The sequence below is a fragment of the Actinomadura sp. GC306 genome (assembly GCF_004348665.1).
Classification (GTDB): Bacteria; Actinomycetota; Actinomycetes; order Streptosporangiales; family Streptosporangiaceae; genus Spirillospora.
Genome location: NZ_SMKM01000122.1, coordinates 1 through 18,283, shown reverse-complemented (window position 1 = coordinate 18,283; position 18,283 = coordinate 1). Strand labels below are relative to the sequence as shown.

Annotated in this window: 16 protein-coding genes; 10 read left to right on the top strand and 6 right to left on the bottom strand. The window is 74.7% G+C overall.

What is annotated here, in order from left to right:
- Positions 1-44: 44 nt before the first annotated feature.
- Positions 45-1,223: an acyl-CoA dehydrogenase family protein gene (locus E1200_RS18270; protein WP_131953243.1), complete on the bottom strand. Its 1,179-nt coding sequence runs from the start codon at positions 1,221-1,223 to the stop codon at positions 45-47.
- A gap of 113 nt (positions 1,224-1,336) precedes the next feature.
- Between E1200_RS18270 and E1200_RS18265 the strand changes: the two genes are divergently transcribed.
- From E1200_RS18265 to E1200_RS18235, 7 genes are all read left to right on the top strand, one after another.
- Complete coding sequence (locus E1200_RS18265; protein ID WP_131953242.1) at positions 1,337-3,160, top strand: methylmalonyl-CoA mutase subunit beta; 1,824 nt, start codon at positions 1,337-1,339, stop codon at positions 3,158-3,160.
- A complete protein-coding gene (gene scpA, locus E1200_RS18260) occupies positions 3,157-5,367 on the top strand; it encodes a methylmalonyl-CoA mutase (RefSeq protein ID WP_131953241.1) in 2,211 nt (736 codons plus the stop codon). The genes E1200_RS18265 and scpA overlap by 4 nt, the downstream gene beginning before the upstream one ends.
- Positions 5,364-6,347 carry a methylmalonyl Co-A mutase-associated GTPase MeaB gene (meaB, locus tag E1200_RS18255; RefSeq protein ID WP_131953240.1) on the top strand — a complete coding sequence of 328 codons (984 nt, stop codon included), beginning with the start codon at positions 5,364-5,366 and terminating at the stop codon, positions 6,345-6,347. The genes scpA and meaB overlap by 4 nt, the downstream gene beginning before the upstream one ends.
- Before the next feature lie 78 nt (positions 6,348-6,425).
- Positions 6,426-7,409, top strand: coding sequence for a GNAT family N-acetyltransferase (locus tag E1200_RS18250; protein WP_131953239.1), 984 nt, complete (start codon positions 6,426-6,428; stop codon positions 7,407-7,409).
- Positions 7,410-7,682: 273 nt separating this feature from the next.
- On the top strand, positions 7,683-8,123 hold the full coding sequence (locus E1200_RS18245) for an HNH endonuclease (protein WP_131953238.1): 441 nt from the start codon (positions 7,683-7,685) through the stop codon (positions 8,121-8,123).
- A 226-nt stretch (positions 8,124-8,349) separates the two neighbouring features.
- Complete coding sequence (locus E1200_RS18240; protein WP_165950366.1) at positions 8,350-9,381, top strand: hypothetical protein; 1,032 nt, start codon at positions 8,350-8,352, stop codon at positions 9,379-9,381.
- A 51-nt stretch (positions 9,382-9,432) separates the two neighbouring features.
- On the top strand, positions 9,433-10,278 hold the full coding sequence (locus E1200_RS18235; protein WP_131953237.1) for an endonuclease/exonuclease/phosphatase family protein: 846 nt from the start codon (positions 9,433-9,435) through the stop codon (positions 10,276-10,278).
- Positions 10,279-10,297: 19 nt separating this feature from the next.
- Here E1200_RS18235 and E1200_RS18230 read toward each other — a convergent pair whose 3' ends face one another.
- Together E1200_RS18230 and E1200_RS18225 are read right to left on the bottom strand one after the other, a co-directional pair.
- A complete protein-coding gene (locus E1200_RS18230; RefSeq protein WP_131953236.1) occupies positions 10,298-11,353 on the bottom strand; it encodes a Gfo/Idh/MocA family oxidoreductase in 1,056 nt (351 codons plus the stop codon).
- 127 nt (positions 11,354-11,480) lie between these two features.
- A complete protein-coding gene (locus E1200_RS18225) occupies positions 11,481-12,275 on the bottom strand; it encodes a class II aldolase/adducin family protein (RefSeq protein WP_131953235.1) in 795 nt (264 codons plus the stop codon).
- Positions 12,276-12,402: 127 nt separating this feature from the next.
- On the opposite strand from E1200_RS18225, the gene E1200_RS18220 reads away from it, so the two are divergent.
- The 3 genes from E1200_RS18220 to E1200_RS18210 all read left to right on the top strand — a co-directional run bounded on the left by E1200_RS18220 (position 12,403) and on the right by E1200_RS18210 (position 14,839).
- Positions 12,403-13,551 (top strand): helix-turn-helix domain-containing protein, encoded by a 1,149-nt coding sequence (locus E1200_RS18220; RefSeq protein ID WP_131953234.1) that lies wholly within the window; start codon positions 12,403-12,405, stop codon positions 13,549-13,551.
- Positions 13,552-13,646: 95 nt separating this feature from the next.
- Positions 13,647-14,510, top strand: coding sequence for an LLM class flavin-dependent oxidoreductase (locus E1200_RS18215; protein ID WP_131953247.1), 864 nt, complete (start codon positions 13,647-13,649; stop codon positions 14,508-14,510).
- Positions 14,510-14,839, top strand: coding sequence for a multidrug efflux SMR transporter (locus E1200_RS18210; RefSeq protein WP_131953233.1), 330 nt, complete (start codon positions 14,510-14,512; stop codon positions 14,837-14,839). The genes E1200_RS18215 and E1200_RS18210 overlap by 1 nt, the downstream gene beginning before the upstream one ends.
- Positions 14,840-14,857: 18 nt before the next feature.
- Here the strand turns inward: E1200_RS18210 and E1200_RS18205 are convergent, their stop codons facing one another.
- The 3 genes from E1200_RS18205 to E1200_RS18195 form a co-directional block, all read right to left on the bottom strand.
- Complete coding sequence (locus E1200_RS18205) at positions 14,858-15,676, bottom strand: AraC family transcriptional regulator (protein WP_165950365.1); 819 nt, start codon at positions 15,674-15,676, stop codon at positions 14,858-14,860.
- A gap of 81 nt (positions 15,677-15,757) precedes the next feature.
- On the bottom strand, positions 15,758-16,510 hold the full coding sequence (locus tag E1200_RS18200) for a hypothetical protein (RefSeq protein ID WP_243708660.1): 753 nt from the start codon (positions 16,508-16,510) through the stop codon (positions 15,758-15,760).
- Between the two features lie 181 nt (positions 16,511-16,691).
- Complete coding sequence (locus E1200_RS18195) at positions 16,692-18,101, bottom strand: aldehyde dehydrogenase family protein (RefSeq protein ID WP_243708659.1); 1,410 nt, start codon at positions 18,099-18,101, stop codon at positions 16,692-16,694.
- Between the last annotated feature and the right edge of the window lie 182 nt (positions 18,102-18,283).

Sequence of the window (18,283 nt, the reverse complement as noted above, 5' to 3'; positions counted from 1 at the left end):
GGGCCGTAGGCCCCTCGGGCCGGGGGCCGCGGAGGGCGGGAGCGTCAGACGAAGGCGCCCATCCCGGTGGCCGCGCGGCCGACGATCAGCGTGTTGATCTCCCGGGTGCCCTCGTAGGAGTAGAGCGCCTCGGCGTCGGCGACGAACCGGCCGATGCCGTAGTCGAGGACGATCCCGTTGCCGGCCATCAGCTCGCGGGCCCATCCGACGACCTCGCGCATGCGGGTGGTGCAGTGGGCCTTGGCGAGGGCCGAGTGCTCGTCGCGGTAGAGGCCCTCGTCCTGGAGCTGGGCGAGGCGCGCCACCATCCCGAGCGAGGAGGTGACGTTCCCGAGCATCCGGACCAGCAGGTCCTGCACGAGCTGGAACTTGGCGATCGGCCGGCCGAACTGCTCGCGCTCCACCGCGTAGTCGCGGGCGATCTCGTAGGCGGCGAGCATGACCCCGACGGCCTGCCAGGCGACCCCGCTGCGGGTGCGGCGCAGGATCGCGGCGGTGTCCTTGAAGGTGTTCGCGCCCGCCAGCCGGTCGGCCTCGGGGACCCGGCAGTCCGCCAGCACGATGTCGGCGTTCTGCACCGTCCGCAGCGCGATCTTGTGCTCGATCCGGGTGGCGGTGAACCCGGGCGTGTCCTTGCCGACGACGAAGCCCTTCACCTGGTCGTCGGCCTCGTCGCGCGCCCAGACGACGGTGTGGTCGGCGAACGTCGCGTTGCCGATCCAGCGCTTGGCGCCGTTCAGCACCCACTCGTCGCCCTCGCGGCGCGCGGTCGTGCGGAGCCCGAGCGCCACGTCCGACCCGCCCTCCGGCTCGGTGAGCGCGAACGCGCCGATCTTCTCCATCCGCCCCATCGCGGGCAGCCACCGCTCGCGCTGCTCGGGCGACCCGCACCGGCCGATGCTGCCCATGGCCAGGCCGGTGTGGACGCCGAAGAACGTGGAGATCGACGGGTCCACGCGGGCCATGTCCATCGCCAGGAATCCGGTGAGCATGCTGCTCGGCTTCTCGCCGGGGCACTCGTCGTGGGCGAGCCCGGCGATGCCGAGCTCCCCGAAGTGGGGGATCAGGTCGAAGGGGAACTCCGCCCGCGCCCAGCAGTCGTTCGCGATCGGCGCGACCTTCGACTCCAGGAAGGCGCGCACCCGCCCGACGATCTCCTTCTCGCGGTCGTCGAGGAGGTCCTGCATGCGGTAGAGGTCACCGGGGAGGGGATCCAAGGTCATGGCACCCCCCTTCCCGGACACCGCGCCGCTAACCGGCGGCGCCGGCCGGCGGCGGCCCCTTCACCGGGACCCGCATTAGAGCGGCGTTCGGTCGCTCGCCTACGATCCAGGGCATGACGGTGCCGCCTGAGGAACTGGAACTGGCCGCCGCCTTCCCCCCGGCCGAACGGGACCGGTGGCGGGAGATGGTGAAGGGTGTGCTGCGCAAGTCGGGCGCGGCGACCGAGGACACCCCCCTCGACGAGATCGAGGGCCTCCTGGCCCGGGAGTCCTACGACGGGGTGCCGATCGCCGCCCTGTACACCCGCGACGACGCCCCGGCCGGGCGCCCCGGCCTTGCCCCGTACGTCCGCGAGGTCCGGCCGGACGGCGAGGGCATCGCCGGATGGGACGTGCGGCAGCGCCACGCGCACCCCGACCCGGCGGTCACCCGCGCGGCGGTCCTGGCCGACCTGGAGAACGGCGCCACGTCCGTCTGGCTGCGGCTGGGCGGGGGCGGCATGCCGGTCGGCGGGCTCGCCGAGGCGCTGCGGGACGTCCTGCTCGACCTCGCGCCGGTCGTCCTGGACGCCGGAGAGCACACCGGCGAGGCCGCCGAGGCGTTCCTGTCCCTGGCCGCCGAGCGGGGGAACGCGGCGGAGGTGGCGGGCAACCTCGGCGCCGACCCGCTGAGCCTGGCCGCGTGCACCGGCGCGCCGGTCCCGCTCGACGAGGCCGCCGCGCTGGCCGCCCGCTGCGCCCGCGAGTTCCCGCGGCTGCGCGCCGTCGTCGCCGACGGCACCCCGTACCACGACGCGGGCGGCAGCGACGCCGAGGAACTGGGCGCGGCCGTCGCCGCCGGCGTCGCCTACCTGCGCGCGCTGACCGGCGCGGGCCTCAGCGTCGACGAGGCGTTCGGGCAGATCGAGTTCCGCCTCGCCGTCAACGCCGACCAGTTCTCCTCCATCGCCAAGCTCCGCGCGGTCCGGCGCCTGTGGGCGCGGGTCGCCGAGGTCAGCGGGGCCTCGGAGGGGACCTCGGCCCGCGTCCACGCGGTCACGTCGGCGGCGATGATGACGCGGCGCGACCCGTGGGTGAACATGCTGCGCACCACGATCGCGGCGTTCGCCGCCGGCGCCGGCGGCGCCGACGCGGTCACCGTCCAGCCGTTCGACGCCCGGCTCGGGCTGCCCGACGACTTCGCCCGGCGCATCGCCCGCAACACCCAGACGCTGCTGCTGGAGGAGTCGAGCCTCGCCCGCGTCGTCGACCCGGCGGGCGGCTCCTGGTACGCCGAGAGCCTCACCGAGGGCCTCGCGCAGGCCGCCTGGACCTGGTTCACCGAGATCGAGAAGGCCGGCGGCCTCGCCGCCGCCCTCGGCTCGGGCCTCGTCGCCGGGCGGATCGCCGCGACCTGGGAGCGGCGCCGCGCGGACATCGCGAAGCGCAAGGCGCCGCTCACCGGCGTCAGCGAGTACCCGAACCTCGCCGAGACCCTCCCGGAGCGGGAGCCCGCGCCGCCGGAGCCGCGCGGCGGGCTCCCCGTCGTGACCTACGCGCAGGACTTCGAGGCCCTCCGCGACCGCTCCGACGCCCACGCCGAGGCGACCGGCGCGCGGCCCAGGGTCTTCCTCGCGACGCTCGGGCCCATCGCCGTCCACACCGCGCGCGCCTCGTTCGCCGCGAACCTCTTCCAGGCGGGCGGGATCGAGACGGTCACCGGCGCGCCCGAGGAGTTCGGGACGTCCGGGACGGCCGTCGCCTGCATCTGCTCCAGCGACAAGGTGTACGGCGAGCAGGCGGCGGACGCCGCGCGGGTCCTGCGGGACGCGGGCGCGGTGAAGGTCTGGCTGGCGGGTAAGGGAACCTACGAGGGAGTCGACGCCGGCGTGTACGCGGGATGCGACGCGGTCGAGGTGCTGGAGACCACCCTCCGCGATCTGGGAGTGAGCGAATGATCCCCGACTTCACCGAGATCGAGCTCGGGACGGCGCCCCCCGCCGACGGGGCGGCCAAGCGCTGGCGCGCCGCGGTGGCCGAGGCGGGCACCGGCCCCGGCGCCCAGACCTGGGAGACCCCCGAGGGCATCGGCGTCAAGCCCCTCTACACCGGGGACGACCTCGCCGGGCTCGACTTCCTGGACACCTACCCCGGGATCGCGCCGTACCTGCGCGGCCCCTACCCGGCGATGTACGCGACCCAGCCGTGGACCATCCGCCAGTACGCCGGGTTCTCCACCGCCGAGGAGTCCAACGCGTTCTACCGCCGCAACCTCGCGGCGGGGCAGAAGGGCCTGTCGGTCGCGTTCGACCTGGCCACGCACCGCGGATACGACTCCGACCACCCGCGCGTCTCCGGCGACGTCGGCATGGCCGGGGTGGCGATCGACTCGATCTACGACATGCGGCAGCTCTTCGACGGCATCCCGCTGGACGAGATGAGCGTGTCGATGACCATGAACGGCGCCGTGCTGCCCGTCCTCGCGCTCTACATCGCGACCGCGCAGGAGCAGGGGGTGGAGCCGGAGGCGCTCGCGGGGACCATCCAGAACGACATCCTCAAGGAGTTCATGGTCCGCAACACCTACATCTACCCGCCGCAGCCGTCGATGCGGATCATCTCCGACATCTTCGCGTACACCTCGCAGCGGATGCCGAAGTACAACTCCATCTCCATCTCCGGCTACCACATCCAGGAGGCCGGGGCCACGGCCGACCTGGAGCTGGCCTACACCCTCGCCGACGGCGTCGAGTACATCCGCGCCGGGCGCGACGCCGGCCTGGACATCGACGCGTTCGCGCCGCGCCTGTCGTTCTTCTGGGCGATCGGCATGAACTTCTTCATGGAGGTCGCCAAGCTCCGCGCCGCGCGGCTGCTGTGGGCGAAGCTCGTGAAGGAGTTCGGCCCGCAGAACCCCAAGTCGCTGTCGCTGCGGACGCACTGCCAGACGTCCGGCTGGTCGCTCACCGCGCAGGACGTCTACAACAACGTCGCCCGCACCTGCATCGAGGCCATGGCCGCCACGCAGGGGCACACCCAGTCGCTGCACACCAATGCGCTGGACGAGGCCCTCGCCCTCCCCACCGACTTCTCCGCCCGCATCGCCCGCAACACGCAGATCGTCCTGCAGCAGGAGTCCGGGACGACCCGCACCATCGACCCGTGGGGCGGCAGCGCCTACGTCGAGCGCCTCACCTACGACCTCGCGCGCCGCGCCTGGGGCCACATCACCGAGGTCGAGCAGGCCGGCGGGATGGCCAAGGCCATCGACGAGGGGCTGCCCAAGATGCGCATCGAGGAGGCCGCCGCCCGCACCCAGGCCCGCATCGACTCCGGGCGCCAGCCCGTCATCGGCGTCAACAAGTACCGCCCCGACACCGAGCTGGAGATCGAGGTCCTCAAGGTCGACAACGCGTCCGTCCGCGCGCAGCAGATCGACAAGCTGCGCCGGCTGCGCGAGGAGCGCGACGAGGCCGCGGCCGGGGCCGCGCTGGAGGCGCTGACCCGCGCCGCCGGCGCCGCGGAGGAGGGGACCCGCGCGCCGGGCCTGGAGCAGAACCTGCTCGCCCTCGCGATCGAGGCCGCCCGCGCCAAGGCGACCGTCGGCGAGATCTCCGACGCGCTGGAGAAGGCGTACGGGCGGCACGCCGCGCAGATCCGTACGATCTCCGGGGTGTACCGGGAGGAGGCGGGACGGGTGTCGTCGATCGAGAAGGCCCGCGCGGCGACCGCCGCGTTCGAGGAGGCCGAGGGGCGCCGCCCCCGCATCCTCGTCGCCAAGATGGGACAGGACGGCCACGACCGCGGCCAGAAGGTCATCGCGACCGGGTTCGCCGACCTCGGCTTCGACGTCGACGTGGGCCCGCTGTTCCAGACGCCGGCCGAGGTCGCCCGGCAGGCCGTCGAGGCGGACGTGCACATCGTCGGCGTCAACTCCCTCGCCGCCGGCCACCTCACGCTGGTGCCCGCGCTGCGCGAGGAGCTCGCCGCGCTCGGCCGCTCCGACATCATGATCGTGGTCGGCGGGGTCATCCCGCCCGGCGACTTCGACGAACTGCGCGCCGCCGGCGCCGCGGCGATCTTCCCGCCCGGCACGGTGCTGGCCGAGGCGGCGACCGGCCTCCTGACGGAGCTCACCGCCGCGCTCGGGCACCCCGCGCGGTGAGGCCGGGCCTCGACGAGTACGCGGCGGGGGTGCTGGACGGGTCGCGGGCGTGGATCGCGCGGGCGATCACGCTGGTCGAGTCGACCCGTCCCGACCACCGGGAGCTCGCGCAGCGGCTGCTGGTCGAGCTGACCCCGCACGCCGGCGGCGCCCGCCGCGTCGGGATCACCGGGGTGCCGGGCGTCGGCAAGTCCACGTTCATCGACGCGCTCGGCACCCGGCTGACGGAGGCGGGACGGCGGGTCGCGGTGCTCGCCGTCGACCCGTCCTCGACCCGGACCGGCGGCAGCATCCTCGGCGACAAGACCCGCATGCAGCGGCTCGCCGCCGACCCGGACGCGTTCATCCGGCCCTCGCCCACGGCGGGGACGCTCGGCGGGGTCGCCAAGGCGACCCGCGAGGCGATGGTCGTCATGGAGGCCGCGGGCTACGACGTCGTCCTGGTCGAGACGGTCGGCGTCGGCCAGTCGGAGACCACCGTCGCCGAGATGGTCGACTCGTTCCTGTTCCTCACCCTCGCCCGCACCGGCGACCAGCTCCAGGGCATCAAGAAGGGCGTGCTGGAGCTAGCCGACGTCATCGCCGTCAACAAGGCCGACGGCGAGCACAAGATGGAGGCCAAGCGCGCCGCGCGCGAGCTGTCCGGGGCGCTGCGGCTGCTGCGCAGCGACGAGCGGGCCCGCGACATCCCCGTGCTGACCTGCAGCGCCAGGGAGGGGACCGGGCTCCAGGAGGTCTGGGACGAGATCGTCGCGCACCAGGAGGCGCTGCGCGGCTCGGGCGAGCTGGAGGCCCGGCGCAGGCGGCAGCAGGTGGGCTGGACGTGGGCGATGGTGCGCGAGCGGCTCCTCGCCGAACTGCACGCCCACCCCGGCGTCCGGGAGCTGGCGCCCGGCCTGGAGCGGCAGGTCGCCGGCGGCTCCCTCACGCCGGCCCTGGCCGCCGAGCGCATCCTGGAGGCGTTCTCGCGCGGCCGCTGAGCGCCGTTCCCGCGGACCGGGACCACCGGTTGCCGGGGGACCCGGCGGCGCCGGGCGGCGATCAGGTACAACAGTCGGATGGACGTCATCGCGCTCGATGATCCGACGGACGCGCAGATCCGGCAGTGGCACGAGGTGCTCGCCGCCGTGCACGCCGCCGACCCGGCCGCCGAGCCCGAGCCCGACCCCGAGCGCCCGGCGCGGCGGCTCCTCGGCCCCGGGCCGGGGGCGCGGCACCGGCTGTGGGCGGTGGCCGACGGCGCGCGGCTCGCCGCGGTCGCGGCGCTGCGGCTGCCCGGCGAGCCCGGCGCCGGCCGGCCCGGCGAGATCGACATCCAGGTGCGCCCCGGCGACCGGCGCCGCGGGCTCGGCGGGCGGCTGCTCGCCGCCGCGGCCGGCGGGCTGCGCGCCGACGGGCGCACCAGCGTGATCGCGCAGGTCCTCGCGGGCACCCCGGCGGTCCCGTTCCTGGAGTCGCACGGGTTCGAGTGCGTGCTGACGCTGCGCGGGCTGCTGCTGCGGCTGGACGACGTCCCCCCGGAGCACGTGGCGCGCCTCCTGGCCGGGGCCCCCGCCGGGTACCGCCTCGTCCGCTGGCGGGGCGCGGTCCCGGACGAGCACGCCGCCGCGTTCGCCCGCGCCAAGCACGCGATGGCCGACTTCGCCGAGTACGAGGGCGCGCCGTGGGACGCGGACCGCGTCCGGGAGATGGCCGAGACCGTCGCCAAGCGCGGCGACGACCTCTACACCGTCGCGGCGCTGTCCGGCGGCGCCATCGCGGGGTTCACCGAGGTCGTCGTCCCGGACGGCTGCACCGGCCGCGCCGCCCAGTACGACACCGCCGTCGTGCCCGAGCACCGCGGCAGGCGCATCGGCATCTGGGTGAAGGCCGCCATGCTGGAATGGCTCGCCGCGACGCGGCCCGGCGTCCGGGAGATCGAGACCGACAACGCCGGGGACAACTCCCACATGCTCGCCGTGAACGAGGAACTCGGCTTCCGCGTGGAACGCGAGTCGATGGAATACCAGGCCGCGGTCGCGTCCCTGCCCGGCTCCCGCTGACCGCGCCCGCCCTTTCTCGGCGGCACCCGGCCGCCCCGCCCGCGGGCGCTCCGGAAAACGCCGGGCCTTACGGGTTCCCGCAGGACGCCCGAAAACACGTTGCCTCCCTCCTGCCGTATCGGCACCCTTAAGGAGGCTTCCGGGAATGGCCGGAATCCTGGAGAATTGCCGAAGTATTCCCCCGGAGTTCGGCGGCGGAACACCGCGCCGTCAATGCGGATCGCCCAGCTTCGAACCCGGCGGGGAGCGGCGGGAAGGGTGGGAGGTGACCCGGTGAACGTGCTCGTCCTGAACGCGTCGTACGAACCCTTACAACGGGTGGACCTGCGGCACGCCATCCGCATGCTGGTGCGCGAGGTGGCGGTCGTCGAGGAGGCGGTCGAGGGCCGGACCTTCGGCAGTTTCCCGGTGCCGCGGGTCCTGCGGCTCGTCCGGTACGTCGCGATGCGCTGGCGGCACGGGAGGCGCCCGCCGTGGAGCAAGCGGGGCGTGTACCTGCGCGACCGCGGCCGGTGCTGCTACTGCGGCCGGCGGGGCGACACGATCGACCACGTCCACCCGAGGTCCCGCGGCGGCGGCGACACCTGGGAGAACACCGTCCTCGCCTGCGGCAGGTGCAACAACCGCAAGGGGGACCGGACGGCCGCCGAGGCGGGCCTCCGGCTGCGGTCCCGGCCGCGGGTCCCGCGCTGGGAGGAGCTCGTCGCACCGTGACGGGCCGCATCGTGCGGTGCCGCAACGTGAGAGGGGGCGCCGCGGCCGGGGGACCGCGGCGCTCCGCGGGGGAGGGGCCGGGCCGTTGAACCGCGGCCCGGCCGCCGCCCGTATCGTTCACCGGTAGCCGGCGTCACATGATGTGGTTCTTTGGTGCTTCCGGGGCTAATGGGGCTGCTGTGGTAATGTGCCGCCAATCTTGAGCTTTGTTATCTAGGAGAGATCTGTGGCGGCCCTCGACCCCCTCGGCAGGACGGCCCGCGCGGCGGGCGGTCGCGGCACCGCGCGGCGCCTGGCGGCGCTCGCCCTCGCGGCGGGCGTCGCGGTGGCGCTGCCCCCGGCGTCCGGGAGCGCGGCGGCCGTCCCGCAGGCGCCCGAGGACATCAAGAAGAAGTACGCCAAGCTCAAGGCGCAGTCGGAGAAGCTGTCCAAGGAGTACCGCGGCGAGCTCGTCACCCTGGAGGAGGCGAAGAAGGCCGCCGAGCGCGCCGGGGCCGACGCCGCCCGCGCCGAGCGCGAGTACGACGCCGCCCGCGCCGACATCGCCCGCCTCGCCTCCACCTCCTACATGACCGGCCGCCTGGACGTGGTCCCGATCATCTCCTCGGCCGAGCCGGGCGCCGCCGTCCGCGACGCCGCCGTCATCGAGCACATCAGCCAGAACAACGGCCGCCGGCTGGAGAACCTGAAGACCCTCACCGCCCAGGCGGAGAAGTCCGACGAGACCGCCCGCAAGAAGCTCGACGCGGTCGAGAAGGAGATCAAGGACCTCACCAGCCAGCGCACCCGCGTGAAGAAGCTGCTCGCCAAGTACGAGCCCCAGGTCGCGCGGACGCAGGCGCCCTCGGGCGGCGGCGGTGCGGGCCGTCCCGACGGGGCGACCGGCACCAAGTCGCCGATCGTGGGCAACTCCATGACCGCGCGGATGCGGACCGTCCTGGTGGAGGTCGACAACAGGTTCGGCCCGTTCCCCTCGATCGGCTGCGCGCGCCCCGGCGACCCGCAGGACCACGGCTCCGGCACCGCCTGCGACTTCATGGAGAGCACCGGCGGCGCGATGCCGAGCGCCTCCGCCCAGGCCCACGGCGACAACGTCTCCCAGTATCTGATCAACAACGCGTCGCGGCTCGGCCTCAAGTACATCATCTGGAAGCAGCGCATCTACGACTTCCGCAGCAGCGGCGGCTGGCGCCAGATGGAGGACCGCGGCAGCATCACGCAGAACCACTTCGACCATATCCACGTCTCGGTCCTCTGATCCCCGGCCCGCCGCCTGGCGGTCCGCGGCCCGCGCTGCGACGCTCGCGGCATGGCCTATGACACCGAGCGGCCGTACGGGCCGCTGATCGAGACGACGGTCCGGGTCGCCGCCTGGAACGTCTGGCACCGCTACGGCCCCTGGCGCGACCGCGAGCGGGCGATCACCGCGACGCTCCGGGACGCCGCGCCCGACGTCGTCGTCCTGGTCGAGGCGTGGGAGGACGACGAGGAGTCGCAGGCGGGCCGGCTCGCGGGGGCGCTCGGCCTGCCGCACAGCGTGTTCCGCGACTTCCCGTCCGCCGGGGGCCGGGACAGGTCCGGGATCGCCCTGCTGTCCCGCTGGCCCCTCGGGCAGGTGGGGCGGCAGTGGCTCGCCCACGAGGAGCACCCCGCCACCGCCACCGACCCCGGCCTCGCCGTCCACGCGCGGGTGGACGGGCCGCGCGGCCCGCTGCACGTCTTCGGCGCCGCGCTCGGCTGGCGGCTCGGGCACAGCGCGCAGCGCCAGGAGCAGGTCCGCACCCTCGGCGCGTTCGTCCGCCAGGTCGCGGGCGACGAGGCGCCGGTCGTGGTGGGCGGCGACTTCAACGCGGCGCCCGACTCCGACGAGATCCGCATGCTGACCGGCCGCGCCGCCGTCACCGCGCCCGGCGTGGTCTTCTACGACGCCTGGGAGACCGCCGGCGACGGGACCCCCGGGTACACCTGGAGCAGGGCCAACCACTGGACGCGGCCCGTGCTGTGGCCCGACCGCCGCATCGACTACGTCTTCTCGGCCTGGCCGCGGGCCGGGGGCGCCGGCCATCCCGTCCGCTGCGGGCTGCTCGGCGAGCGGCCGGTGGACGGCGTCGTCCCGTCCGACCACTACGGCGTGCTGGCCGACCTGCGCTACTGACCGGCGCTACTGACCCGCGCTACTGGTCCGCGAGCGGGACGACGGTGCGCTCGCGGGCGGAGCGGACGGCGGCCTCGATGACCTCCAGGCCGGTGATCGCGTCGGTGAGCGCCACCGGCGGCGGCGCGCCCTCGCGGAGGGTCCGGACCACGCCCGCGTAGAAGTCGTGGTACGCGCCGGGGGCGGTGGGTTCGGGGGCCTGGTCGCCGGGCGTGCCGAGCAGCCCGTACGACTCCGGCGCCGCGATGCCGTAGCCGGGGTCCCTGGGGGTGCGGCCGCCGCGGAGCTGCTCCTCCTGCCCGTCCATGCCGTAGACCGTGTAGGACGCGCGGCCGCCGAGGACCCGCAACCGCGGGCCGAGGTGCGCGGCCGTGGCGCTCATCCACAGGTGGGAGCGCTGCCCGCCGGGGTGCGCCAGTGCCACGAACACGTCGTCGGCCGCCGCCGCGCCGGGCCGGCGCGCGTCGGCCTCGGCGTAGACGGCGTCCGGCCGGCCGAACAGCGTGATCGCCTGGTCGATGAGGTGGGAGCCGAGGTCGAACAGGATGCCGCCCGCGTCGAGCGGGTCGGTGCTCTCCTTCCAGCCCGGTCTCACCTCGGGCCGCCAGCGCTCGAACCGCGACTCGAACCGCAGGACGTCGCCGAGCGCGCCCGACTCCACCAGCCGCCGCGCGGTCCGGTAGTCGCCGTCCCAGCGCCGGTTGTGGAACGGGAACACCGGCCGCCCCCGGACGGCGCTCAGCGCCGCCAGGGAGCGGGCGTCCGCCGCGGAGGCCGCGACCGGCTTGTCCACCACGACGGGGACGCCCGAGGTCAGCGCGGCCCTGGCCAGCGGCACATGCTGCCGGTTCGGCGCGGCGACCACGACCAGGTCGTAGTCCTCCGGCGCGCTCCAGAGCCGGTCGGCGCTGTCGACCACCTCCGCGCCCGGGTACCGCTCCCGGACGGCCTTCGCGCGCCGCGGGTCCCCCGTCACCACCGCGGCGAGCCGCAGGCCCGGGACCGCCGCGATCAGCGGGGCGTGGAAGACCGAGCCGCCGGTGCCGTATCCGATCAGCGCAACACGCAGGTCCATCCCCCGATCATGGCCGATGCCCTGCCGGGGCCCGGCGCCCGGGGTGCGCACCGGCCCGGTGACGCCGGCCGGTGACGCCGAGGGGCACCGGCCGTGCGGGGGATCGGCCGGTGCCCCTGGCGGGCCCTCAGTCGAACAGGTCGGGCTGCTCGCGGGTGATCTGGTCGTAGAGCGGCTGGTAGTTGATCCAGCCGACGAGGTCGTTGCCGATCTGCCCGTGCGTCAGGACGGCGTTCTCGTGCTCGATGGGGACGACCGGCCCGGCGGCCTTGGCGAGGAGCTGCACCTGGCACGAGCGCTCCATCGTTATGAACCACCAGGCGGCGGCGTCCACGGTGTCGCCGACCGTGAGCAGGCCGTGGTTGCGCAGGATGACGGCCTTGGTGTCGCCGAGGGCGGCGGCGATGCGCTTGCCCTCCTCCAGGTCGGTGACGACGCCGGTGTAGTCGTCGAACAGCCCGTGGTCCTGGTAGAACGCGCACACGTCCTGCGTGATCGGCTCCAGCTTCCGGCCGAGCGCCGACATGGCCCGCCCGTAGGTGGAGTGGCTGTGCGCGGCGGCCACGACGTCCGGCCGGGCCTGGTGCACCTGCGAGTGGATCGCGAACGCGGCCTCGTTGACGGGGTAGCGGCCCTCGACGACCTGGCCCTGGTGGTTCACCAGGATGAGGTCGCTGACCTTGATGTGCTTGAACGACATGCCGAACGGGTTGACCCAGAAGTGGTCGGTGCGCTCGGGGTCGCGGGCCGTGATGTGCCCGGCGACGCCCTCCTCGAAGCCGAACTTGCCGAAGATGCGCAGCGCGGCGGTGAGGCGCTCCTTGCGGTGCCGGCGCTCGTCGGCCACGTCGTCGAACGCGGGCGGCAGCCGGAAGATCAGGTCGGTCGGCAGCTTCTCCAGGAACTCGTCTTCATCCGACATCGGCGCACTCCTTGAAGTCTTTTGGGACCACCGAACACCACGGCCCGGCGCTCCGGCTAGACCGGTGCCGTCCAAGCCCCGCGTGCGCGATTGTCCATCCGGGACAACGACGGCGCAGAATGGGGCGATGGACGCCAGCGAGAGCGACCGGTTCCTGCGGTTGCTGATCGAGCACGCCGACGACCCGGCGGTCCTGGAGGAGACCGCCGGCGCCGCCCGGAGCAGGTCCGAGCCGGTCGCCGCCCTGCCGGTGGAGGAGACCCGCCGGCACACGCGCGCCCTGGTGCGCGGGGTGGCCGCCGCGCTGCGCGGCGGCGGCCCGGGGGAGGACGTGCTGGCCGCGGCCGAGCGGCTCGGCTCGGACCGGGCCAGGCAGGGCGTCCCGGTCGCGGCGTTCCTGGACGGCTTCCAGGCCGGGCGCGCCCACCTCGTCCGGACGCTCATCGCCGAGGGCCGCCGGCTGGGCGTCCCCGACGCCGTCCTGCTCGACGGCGTGACCCGCATCGACGAGATCACCACCGCGCTCGTCCACCGGATGGTGCACGCCCACCGGGTCGCCGAGCTGGAGATGGCCCGCACCGAGCGGGAGGGCCGCGTGCAGATGCTCCGGCAGCTGCTGCACGGCGAGCCGGTCCCGGTGCTCGCGCCGCTCGACCCGTCCGGCGGCTACCACTGCGTCGTCTCCGACGTCAGCGACCCGGCGGTGGCGGCCCGGCTGGAGCCGCTGCTGTGCGCCGGGGGGCCGGCGCTGTGCGGGCTCGTCGACGGCCGGCTCGCCGCCCTGGTCGCGCGGCTGCCCGCCCCGGGGACGATGGCCGGCCGGCCCGCCGGCCCGCTGCTGGTGGCCGCGCCGCCCGCGCCGCCCGCCGGGATCGCGCCGATGTACGCGCTGGGGCGCCGGGCGCTGCGCGCGGGCGCCGCCGCGGGGATGACCGGGCTGCGGGGGCTCACCGAGCTCGCGCTGCTCACCGCCACCGAGGCGGAACCGGAACTGGGCCGGCTGCTCGCCGCCGAGCTGCCGGCCGGCCTCGACCCCGACGATCCGTTCCACGTCGAGCTGGCCGAGACCGGGCTCGCCTACCTCGACCACGGCGGGCGGATCGAGCCGACGGCCGCCGCGCTGCACGTCCACGGCAACACCGTGAAGTACCGGATCCGGCGCCTGCAGGAGCTGACCGGGCGGCCGCTGCTGGACCCGTCGTCCGGGGCGGCGGTCTCCCGCGCCGCGAACTGGTGGTGGGCGCTGCACCGGTGGCTGGCGGGCACCCGCCCGTGACCCGGGCCCCGTGATCTAGGTTGGTGGCGCGGCCTCGCCGGGAGCCTCCCGGCGCATGTGAGGGGACGGCAGGGGAAGGGGAGGGACCGGTGACCATGCCGAGGATCGGCACCGTGATGTGGCCGACGCGGTCCTGGCCGGAGGCGGGGAACCTGTGGCGGCGCGCCGAGGAACTCGGGTTCCGGCACGCGTGGGTGTACGACCACATCGCCTGGCGCGGCGCGACGCCCTGGTACGACGCGTACACGACGCTCGCGGCGGCCGCCGCCGTCACCTCCCGGGTGCGGATCGGCACGCTGGTCACCTCGCCGAACTTCCGGCACCCCGTGCCGACCGCGCACGCCGTCAAGACGATCGACCACGTCAGCGGCGGGCGGCTCACGGTCGGCATCGGGGCGGGCGGCACGCGCCGCACCTCCGACGCCGGCGTCCTCGGCGGTCCCGGCTGGACGGCCGGTGAGCGCGCGTCCCGCTTCGCCGAGTGGGTCGAGCTGCTCGACCTGCTGCTGCGCGGGCCCGCGACGACCTACGAGGGCGAGTACTACGCGGCGCGCGAGGTCGTCCAGGAGCCCGGCTGCGTGCAGCGGCCCCGCGCCCCGTTCGTGATCGCGGCGAACGGGCCGCGCGGGATGCGGGTCGCCGCGCGGCACGGCGACGCGTGGGTCACCAGCGGCGCGGCCGAGGGCACCGGGCCGCAGGACGCCGTGCGCGCCCGCCTGGCGGCGCTCGACGCGGCGTGCGAGGCGGAGGGGCGCCGGATCGAGGACCGGATCCTGCTGACGGGCTTCGCCGACGAGCCGTGGCTGGCCTCGCCCGGCGCGTTCGCCGACCTCGCGGGCCGCTACGCCGAGCTCGGCATCACCGAGATCGCGCTGCACTGGCCGCGGCCCGGCACGCCGTTCGACGCCGACCCGGCGGTGTTCGAGGCGATCGCCGCCGAGTACGGAGGGGACCGCTGATGCCGTTCGTCCTGCTCGCGGTCGCGATCGCCTTCGAGGTCACGGCGACGCTGGCGATGCGCGCCTCCGAGGGGTTCACCCGGGCCTGGCCGTCCGTCATCGTGGTGATCGGCTACCTGGTCTCCTTCGTCCTGCTGGCGCGGGCGCTGCTGTCGCTCAACGTCGGGCCGGTCTACGCGATCTGGTCCGCGCTCGGCACCGTCGGGGCGTTCGCCGGCGGCGTGCTGCTGTTCAAGGAGCAGGTCCGGCCGCTGACGATCGCCGGCGCGGTGATCATCGTGGTGGGCGTGGTCGTGATGAACCTCGGCGGGGGAGTGCGGCAGGGCTGACCGCGCGTCCCCCGCCCGTCACCCGGTGGCCAGCTCGGTGGGGGTGCAGCCCGACAGCGCGCGGAACTCCCGGTTGAGGTGCGCCTGGTCGTAGTAGCCGGCCGCCGCCGCGGCCTCCGCGAGGCCGGCGCCGCCGTCCAGCAGCCCCACCGCGCGCTGGAAGCGCAGGACCCGGGCCATCACCTTCGGCGGCAGGCCGGCCTGCTCGCGGAACCGGTGCGTGAGGTGCTTGCGGCTCCAGCCGACCTCGGCGGCGAGGCCGGCGACGGTGACGGCCGGGTCGCGGTCCAGCAGCCGCCACGCGTGCGCGACCTCCGGGTCGGGGACGGGCCCCACCTCCAGGCGGCGCAGCAGGAAGTCGTCGAGGAGGTCGAACCGGTCGCCCCACGCGGGGGTGTCGGCGAGGCGCTCAACGAGCGTCCGCGCGCCGGTGCCCAGCAGCTCGGCCAGATCGACCGCGTTGTTGGTGAACCGGGCGAGCGGGACGCCGTACAGCGTGTAGGAGCCGAGCGGGGTCAGGTCGAGCTGGACGCCCCGCTGCCCGCCGGGGCTGCGGTACATGCCGTGCCCGTCGTGCATCCCGGCGACGAACGAGCCGTGGTCGCGGCCGGTCCGCCCGCCGGGGCCGGAACCGGGGACCTCCAGGTACATCGGCGGCCCCAGGTTGATGATCGTCACCGTGGTGCGGGTGGGCACGGTCCGCACCTGGGACGGCACCGCCGACGTCTCCCAGTAGCCGTCGTAGGAGCGCAGGAACGGGCGCAGCGCGGGGTGCGGCCGGGCCCGCGCCATCCACCAGCCGCCCCGGTCGCTGAACTGGATCGGCCGCTCGCTCATGGCCCCAGTCGTACCACGCGGCCCGGACAGAACCGGCTACGACAGGACCGGCTACGAGCGGACCGGCTACGACCGGACCGGCTACTCGTACACCTGCCCGCACACGGCGATCCGCGCCAGGTCGCCCCAGGTCATCGTGGTGATCGTGCGGACGTAGGAGCGGGCCGGCGGTTCCCCGGGCCGGGCGGGCAGCGGCACGCGGGCGCCGTCGGCGGCGTCCCAGCCGCCGAGGCTGCCCGCGACGGCGCACTCCAGGTAGGTGGCCGGGTCGAAGTTGTACCAGCGGGCCGGGGTGGCGCGGGCGCCGGAGCCCGGCGGGCGGGGCGCGTCGACGCCGAACCGGGCGCGCGGGCCCGGCGGAGCGGCGAGGAAGTCCTCCAGGTCGGCGATCTGGGACAGCAGGACCCGCTCCCAGTCGGCGTACCCCTCGGGTTCGTCACCGGGCAGCGACAGGTCCTTGCCGCTCCAGGCGGGGTCGAAGTCGGCGGGCGGGGTGGTGGCGGCCGCGGCGAACATCGCCGCGACGTCGTCGGGCTCCAGGTCCGGCCGGCCGGCGAGCGGGGCGCCGGCCTTCCACAGCGAGCGCAGGAACGCCGACAGCGACCACGACGCCGCCCTGGCCTCCTGGCCCAGCTGCAGGAACACCAGGTACAGGTCGCGGTTGGTGCGGACGGCCGGGCCGGGCGGGCCCTCGACCCAGTACGCCTGCCGGTGCGGGACGCCGCTCTCGAAGACGAGGACCTGCGCGAGCGCCGAGATCCGCGAGTCGTGCGCGGCCACATGGAACGTGTTGCCGGTGTCGTCCCGGCGCATGACGTCCCAGGTCTGCATCATGCCTCCACGGTCGGCGGTGCGGTGCCGCGGGCCCGCTCCGGAAAGTGTCCCATCCCGCCGCCCGGCCGCCAGTGGCGGCCGGGTCACTTCCCGGACTCGAAGTCGTGTCCTCTCGCACCGGAAGTACGCGCCGGGACGCGGTGGGGGCCCGGCCTCAGGCCGGGCCCCCGCGCTCGTCCGCTCAGAGCTTGGAGCGGTGGACGACCTGCATCTCGGTGAACCCGTAGAGACCCCACGGGCCGTTCTCGACGCCGATGCCGCTCCACTTGAAGCCGCCGAAGGGCTGGTGCGGGGCGATCGCCAGGTGGGTGTTGACCCAGGCGGTGCCGCACTCCAGCCGCCCGGCGATCTCGGCGGCCCGGTCGGCGTCGGCGCTCCACACCGAGCCGGACAGCCCGAAGTGGGTGCCGTTGGCGCGGGCGAGCGCCTCCTCCACGTCGGTGTACTTGATGACCGGCAGTGCGGGGCCGAACTGCTCCTCGTCCACGATGCGGGAGCCGTCCGCGACGTCCGCGAGGATCGTGGGCTCGAAGAAGTAGCCGGGCCCGTCGATGGGCTTGCCGCCCGCCGCCGCCCGCGCGCCGCCGGCGAGCGCGTCGGCGACCAGCTCGCCGACCCGCTCGTACTGCGGCTTGTTGTTGACCGGCCCGAACTGCACGCCCTCCTGCATGCCGTCGCCGACCTTGGCGGCCTTCGCGCGCTCGGCGAGGGCGTCCACCACGTCGCCGTAGAGCGCCTCCGGGACGTACACGCGCTTGATGGCCGAGCAGACCTGGCCGTTGTTCTGGAACGCGGCCCCGAACAGCTTGTCGGCGACGGCGGCGGGGTCGGCGTCGTCCAGCAGGATCGCCGGGTCGTTGCCGCCGAGCTCCAGCGTCACGCGCTTGAGGTCGGGCGCGGCCGCCGCGGCGACCCGCTTGCCGGTGGCGACGCTCCCGGTGAAGCTGATCTTGCGCGGGACGTCGTGGGAGGTCATCCAGGCGCCGAGCTCGTCGCCGCCGGTGACCACGTTCAGCACGCCGGGCGGCAGGACGTCCCGCAGCACCTCGCCGAGCTTGAGGCTCGACAGCGGGGTGAAGGGGGACGGCTTGAGCACCATCGTGTTCCCGGCGAGCAGCGCCGGGGCGATCTTCCAGATGGCGAGCAGCAGCGGGAAGTTCCAGGGGGTGATCGCCGCGACGACGCCCATCGGGCGGCGGACGACCTCGACGAGCGCGCTGTCGTCGTCCTGGATGACCTCGCGGGGCAGCTCCAGGTCGGCGAAGTACTTCAGCCACACGCCCGCGCCGACGACCTCCATCGTCGCGTCGCCCAGCGGCTTGCCCTGCTCCAGGGTCAGGATGCGGCCGATCTCCTCGGACTTGGCGAACATGACGTCCGCCGCCGCCAGCAGCGCCTTGCGCCGCGCGGACTCGTCGCGGCGCCACTCCGCGTAGGCGGCCTGCGCCGAGGTCATCGCCGCGTCCAGCTGCTCCCGGGACGCGTCGGGGGCCTGCTCGGCCACCTCTCCGGTCGCCGGGTTGACCACGCCGAAGGTCGCGGGCGCGTCCACGGCCTGGCCGTCGATGGTCATCGAGTACGTCTCTGACACCGTTGTCCTCCGCTCACGGACTTACCGAATGAGATTCAGTATTCACCCTCGCGACCCCTTCTGACGAGAGCGGGCGGAGGCCGGACCGCCGGAGACCGCGATCCGGACGTGCGCGGGCCGGGCGTCCCGCGTCGCCGCGGGGCGCCCGGCCCGCCGGGTGTTTCCGCCGCTCAGGCGGCGAA

Excerpts from the sequence above, each read along its gene's own strand:
- E1200_RS18270 (WP_131953243.1), bottom strand. The coding sequence starts at position 1,223 with ATGACCTTGGATCCCCTCCCCGGTGACCTCTACCGCATGCAGGACCTC.
- E1200_RS18265 (WP_131953242.1), top strand. The coding sequence starts at position 1,337 with ATGACGGTGCCGCCTGAGGAACTGGAACTGGCCGCCGCCTTCCCCCCG.
- scpA (WP_131953241.1), top strand. The coding sequence starts at position 3,157 with ATGATCCCCGACTTCACCGAGATCGAGCTCGGGACGGCGCCCCCCGCC.
- E1200_RS18250 (WP_131953239.1), top strand. The coding sequence starts at position 6,426 with ATGGACGTCATCGCGCTCGATGATCCGACGGACGCGCAGATCCGGCAG.
- E1200_RS18235 (WP_131953237.1), top strand. The coding sequence starts at position 9,433 with ATGGCCTATGACACCGAGCGGCCGTACGGGCCGCTGATCGAGACGACG.
- E1200_RS18230 (WP_131953236.1), bottom strand. The coding sequence starts at position 11,353 with ATGGACCTGCGTGTTGCGCTGATCGGATACGGCACCGGCGGCTCGGTC.
- E1200_RS18225 (WP_131953235.1), bottom strand. The coding sequence starts at position 12,275 with ATGTCGGATGAAGACGAGTTCCTGGAGAAGCTGCCGACCGACCTGATC.
- E1200_RS18220 (WP_131953234.1), top strand. The coding sequence starts at position 12,403 with ATGGACGCCAGCGAGAGCGACCGGTTCCTGCGGTTGCTGATCGAGCAC.
- E1200_RS18215 (WP_131953247.1), top strand. The coding sequence starts at position 13,647 with ATGCCGAGGATCGGCACCGTGATGTGGCCGACGCGGTCCTGGCCGGAG.
- E1200_RS18210 (WP_131953233.1), top strand. The coding sequence starts at position 14,510 with ATGCCGTTCGTCCTGCTCGCGGTCGCGATCGCCTTCGAGGTCACGGCG.
- E1200_RS18205 (WP_165950365.1), bottom strand. The coding sequence starts at position 15,676 with ATGAGCGAGCGGCCGATCCAGTTCAGCGACCGGGGCGGCTGGTGGATG.
- E1200_RS18200 (WP_243708660.1), bottom strand. The coding sequence starts at position 16,510 with ATGATGCAGACCTGGGACGTCATGCGCCGGGACGACACCGGCAACACG.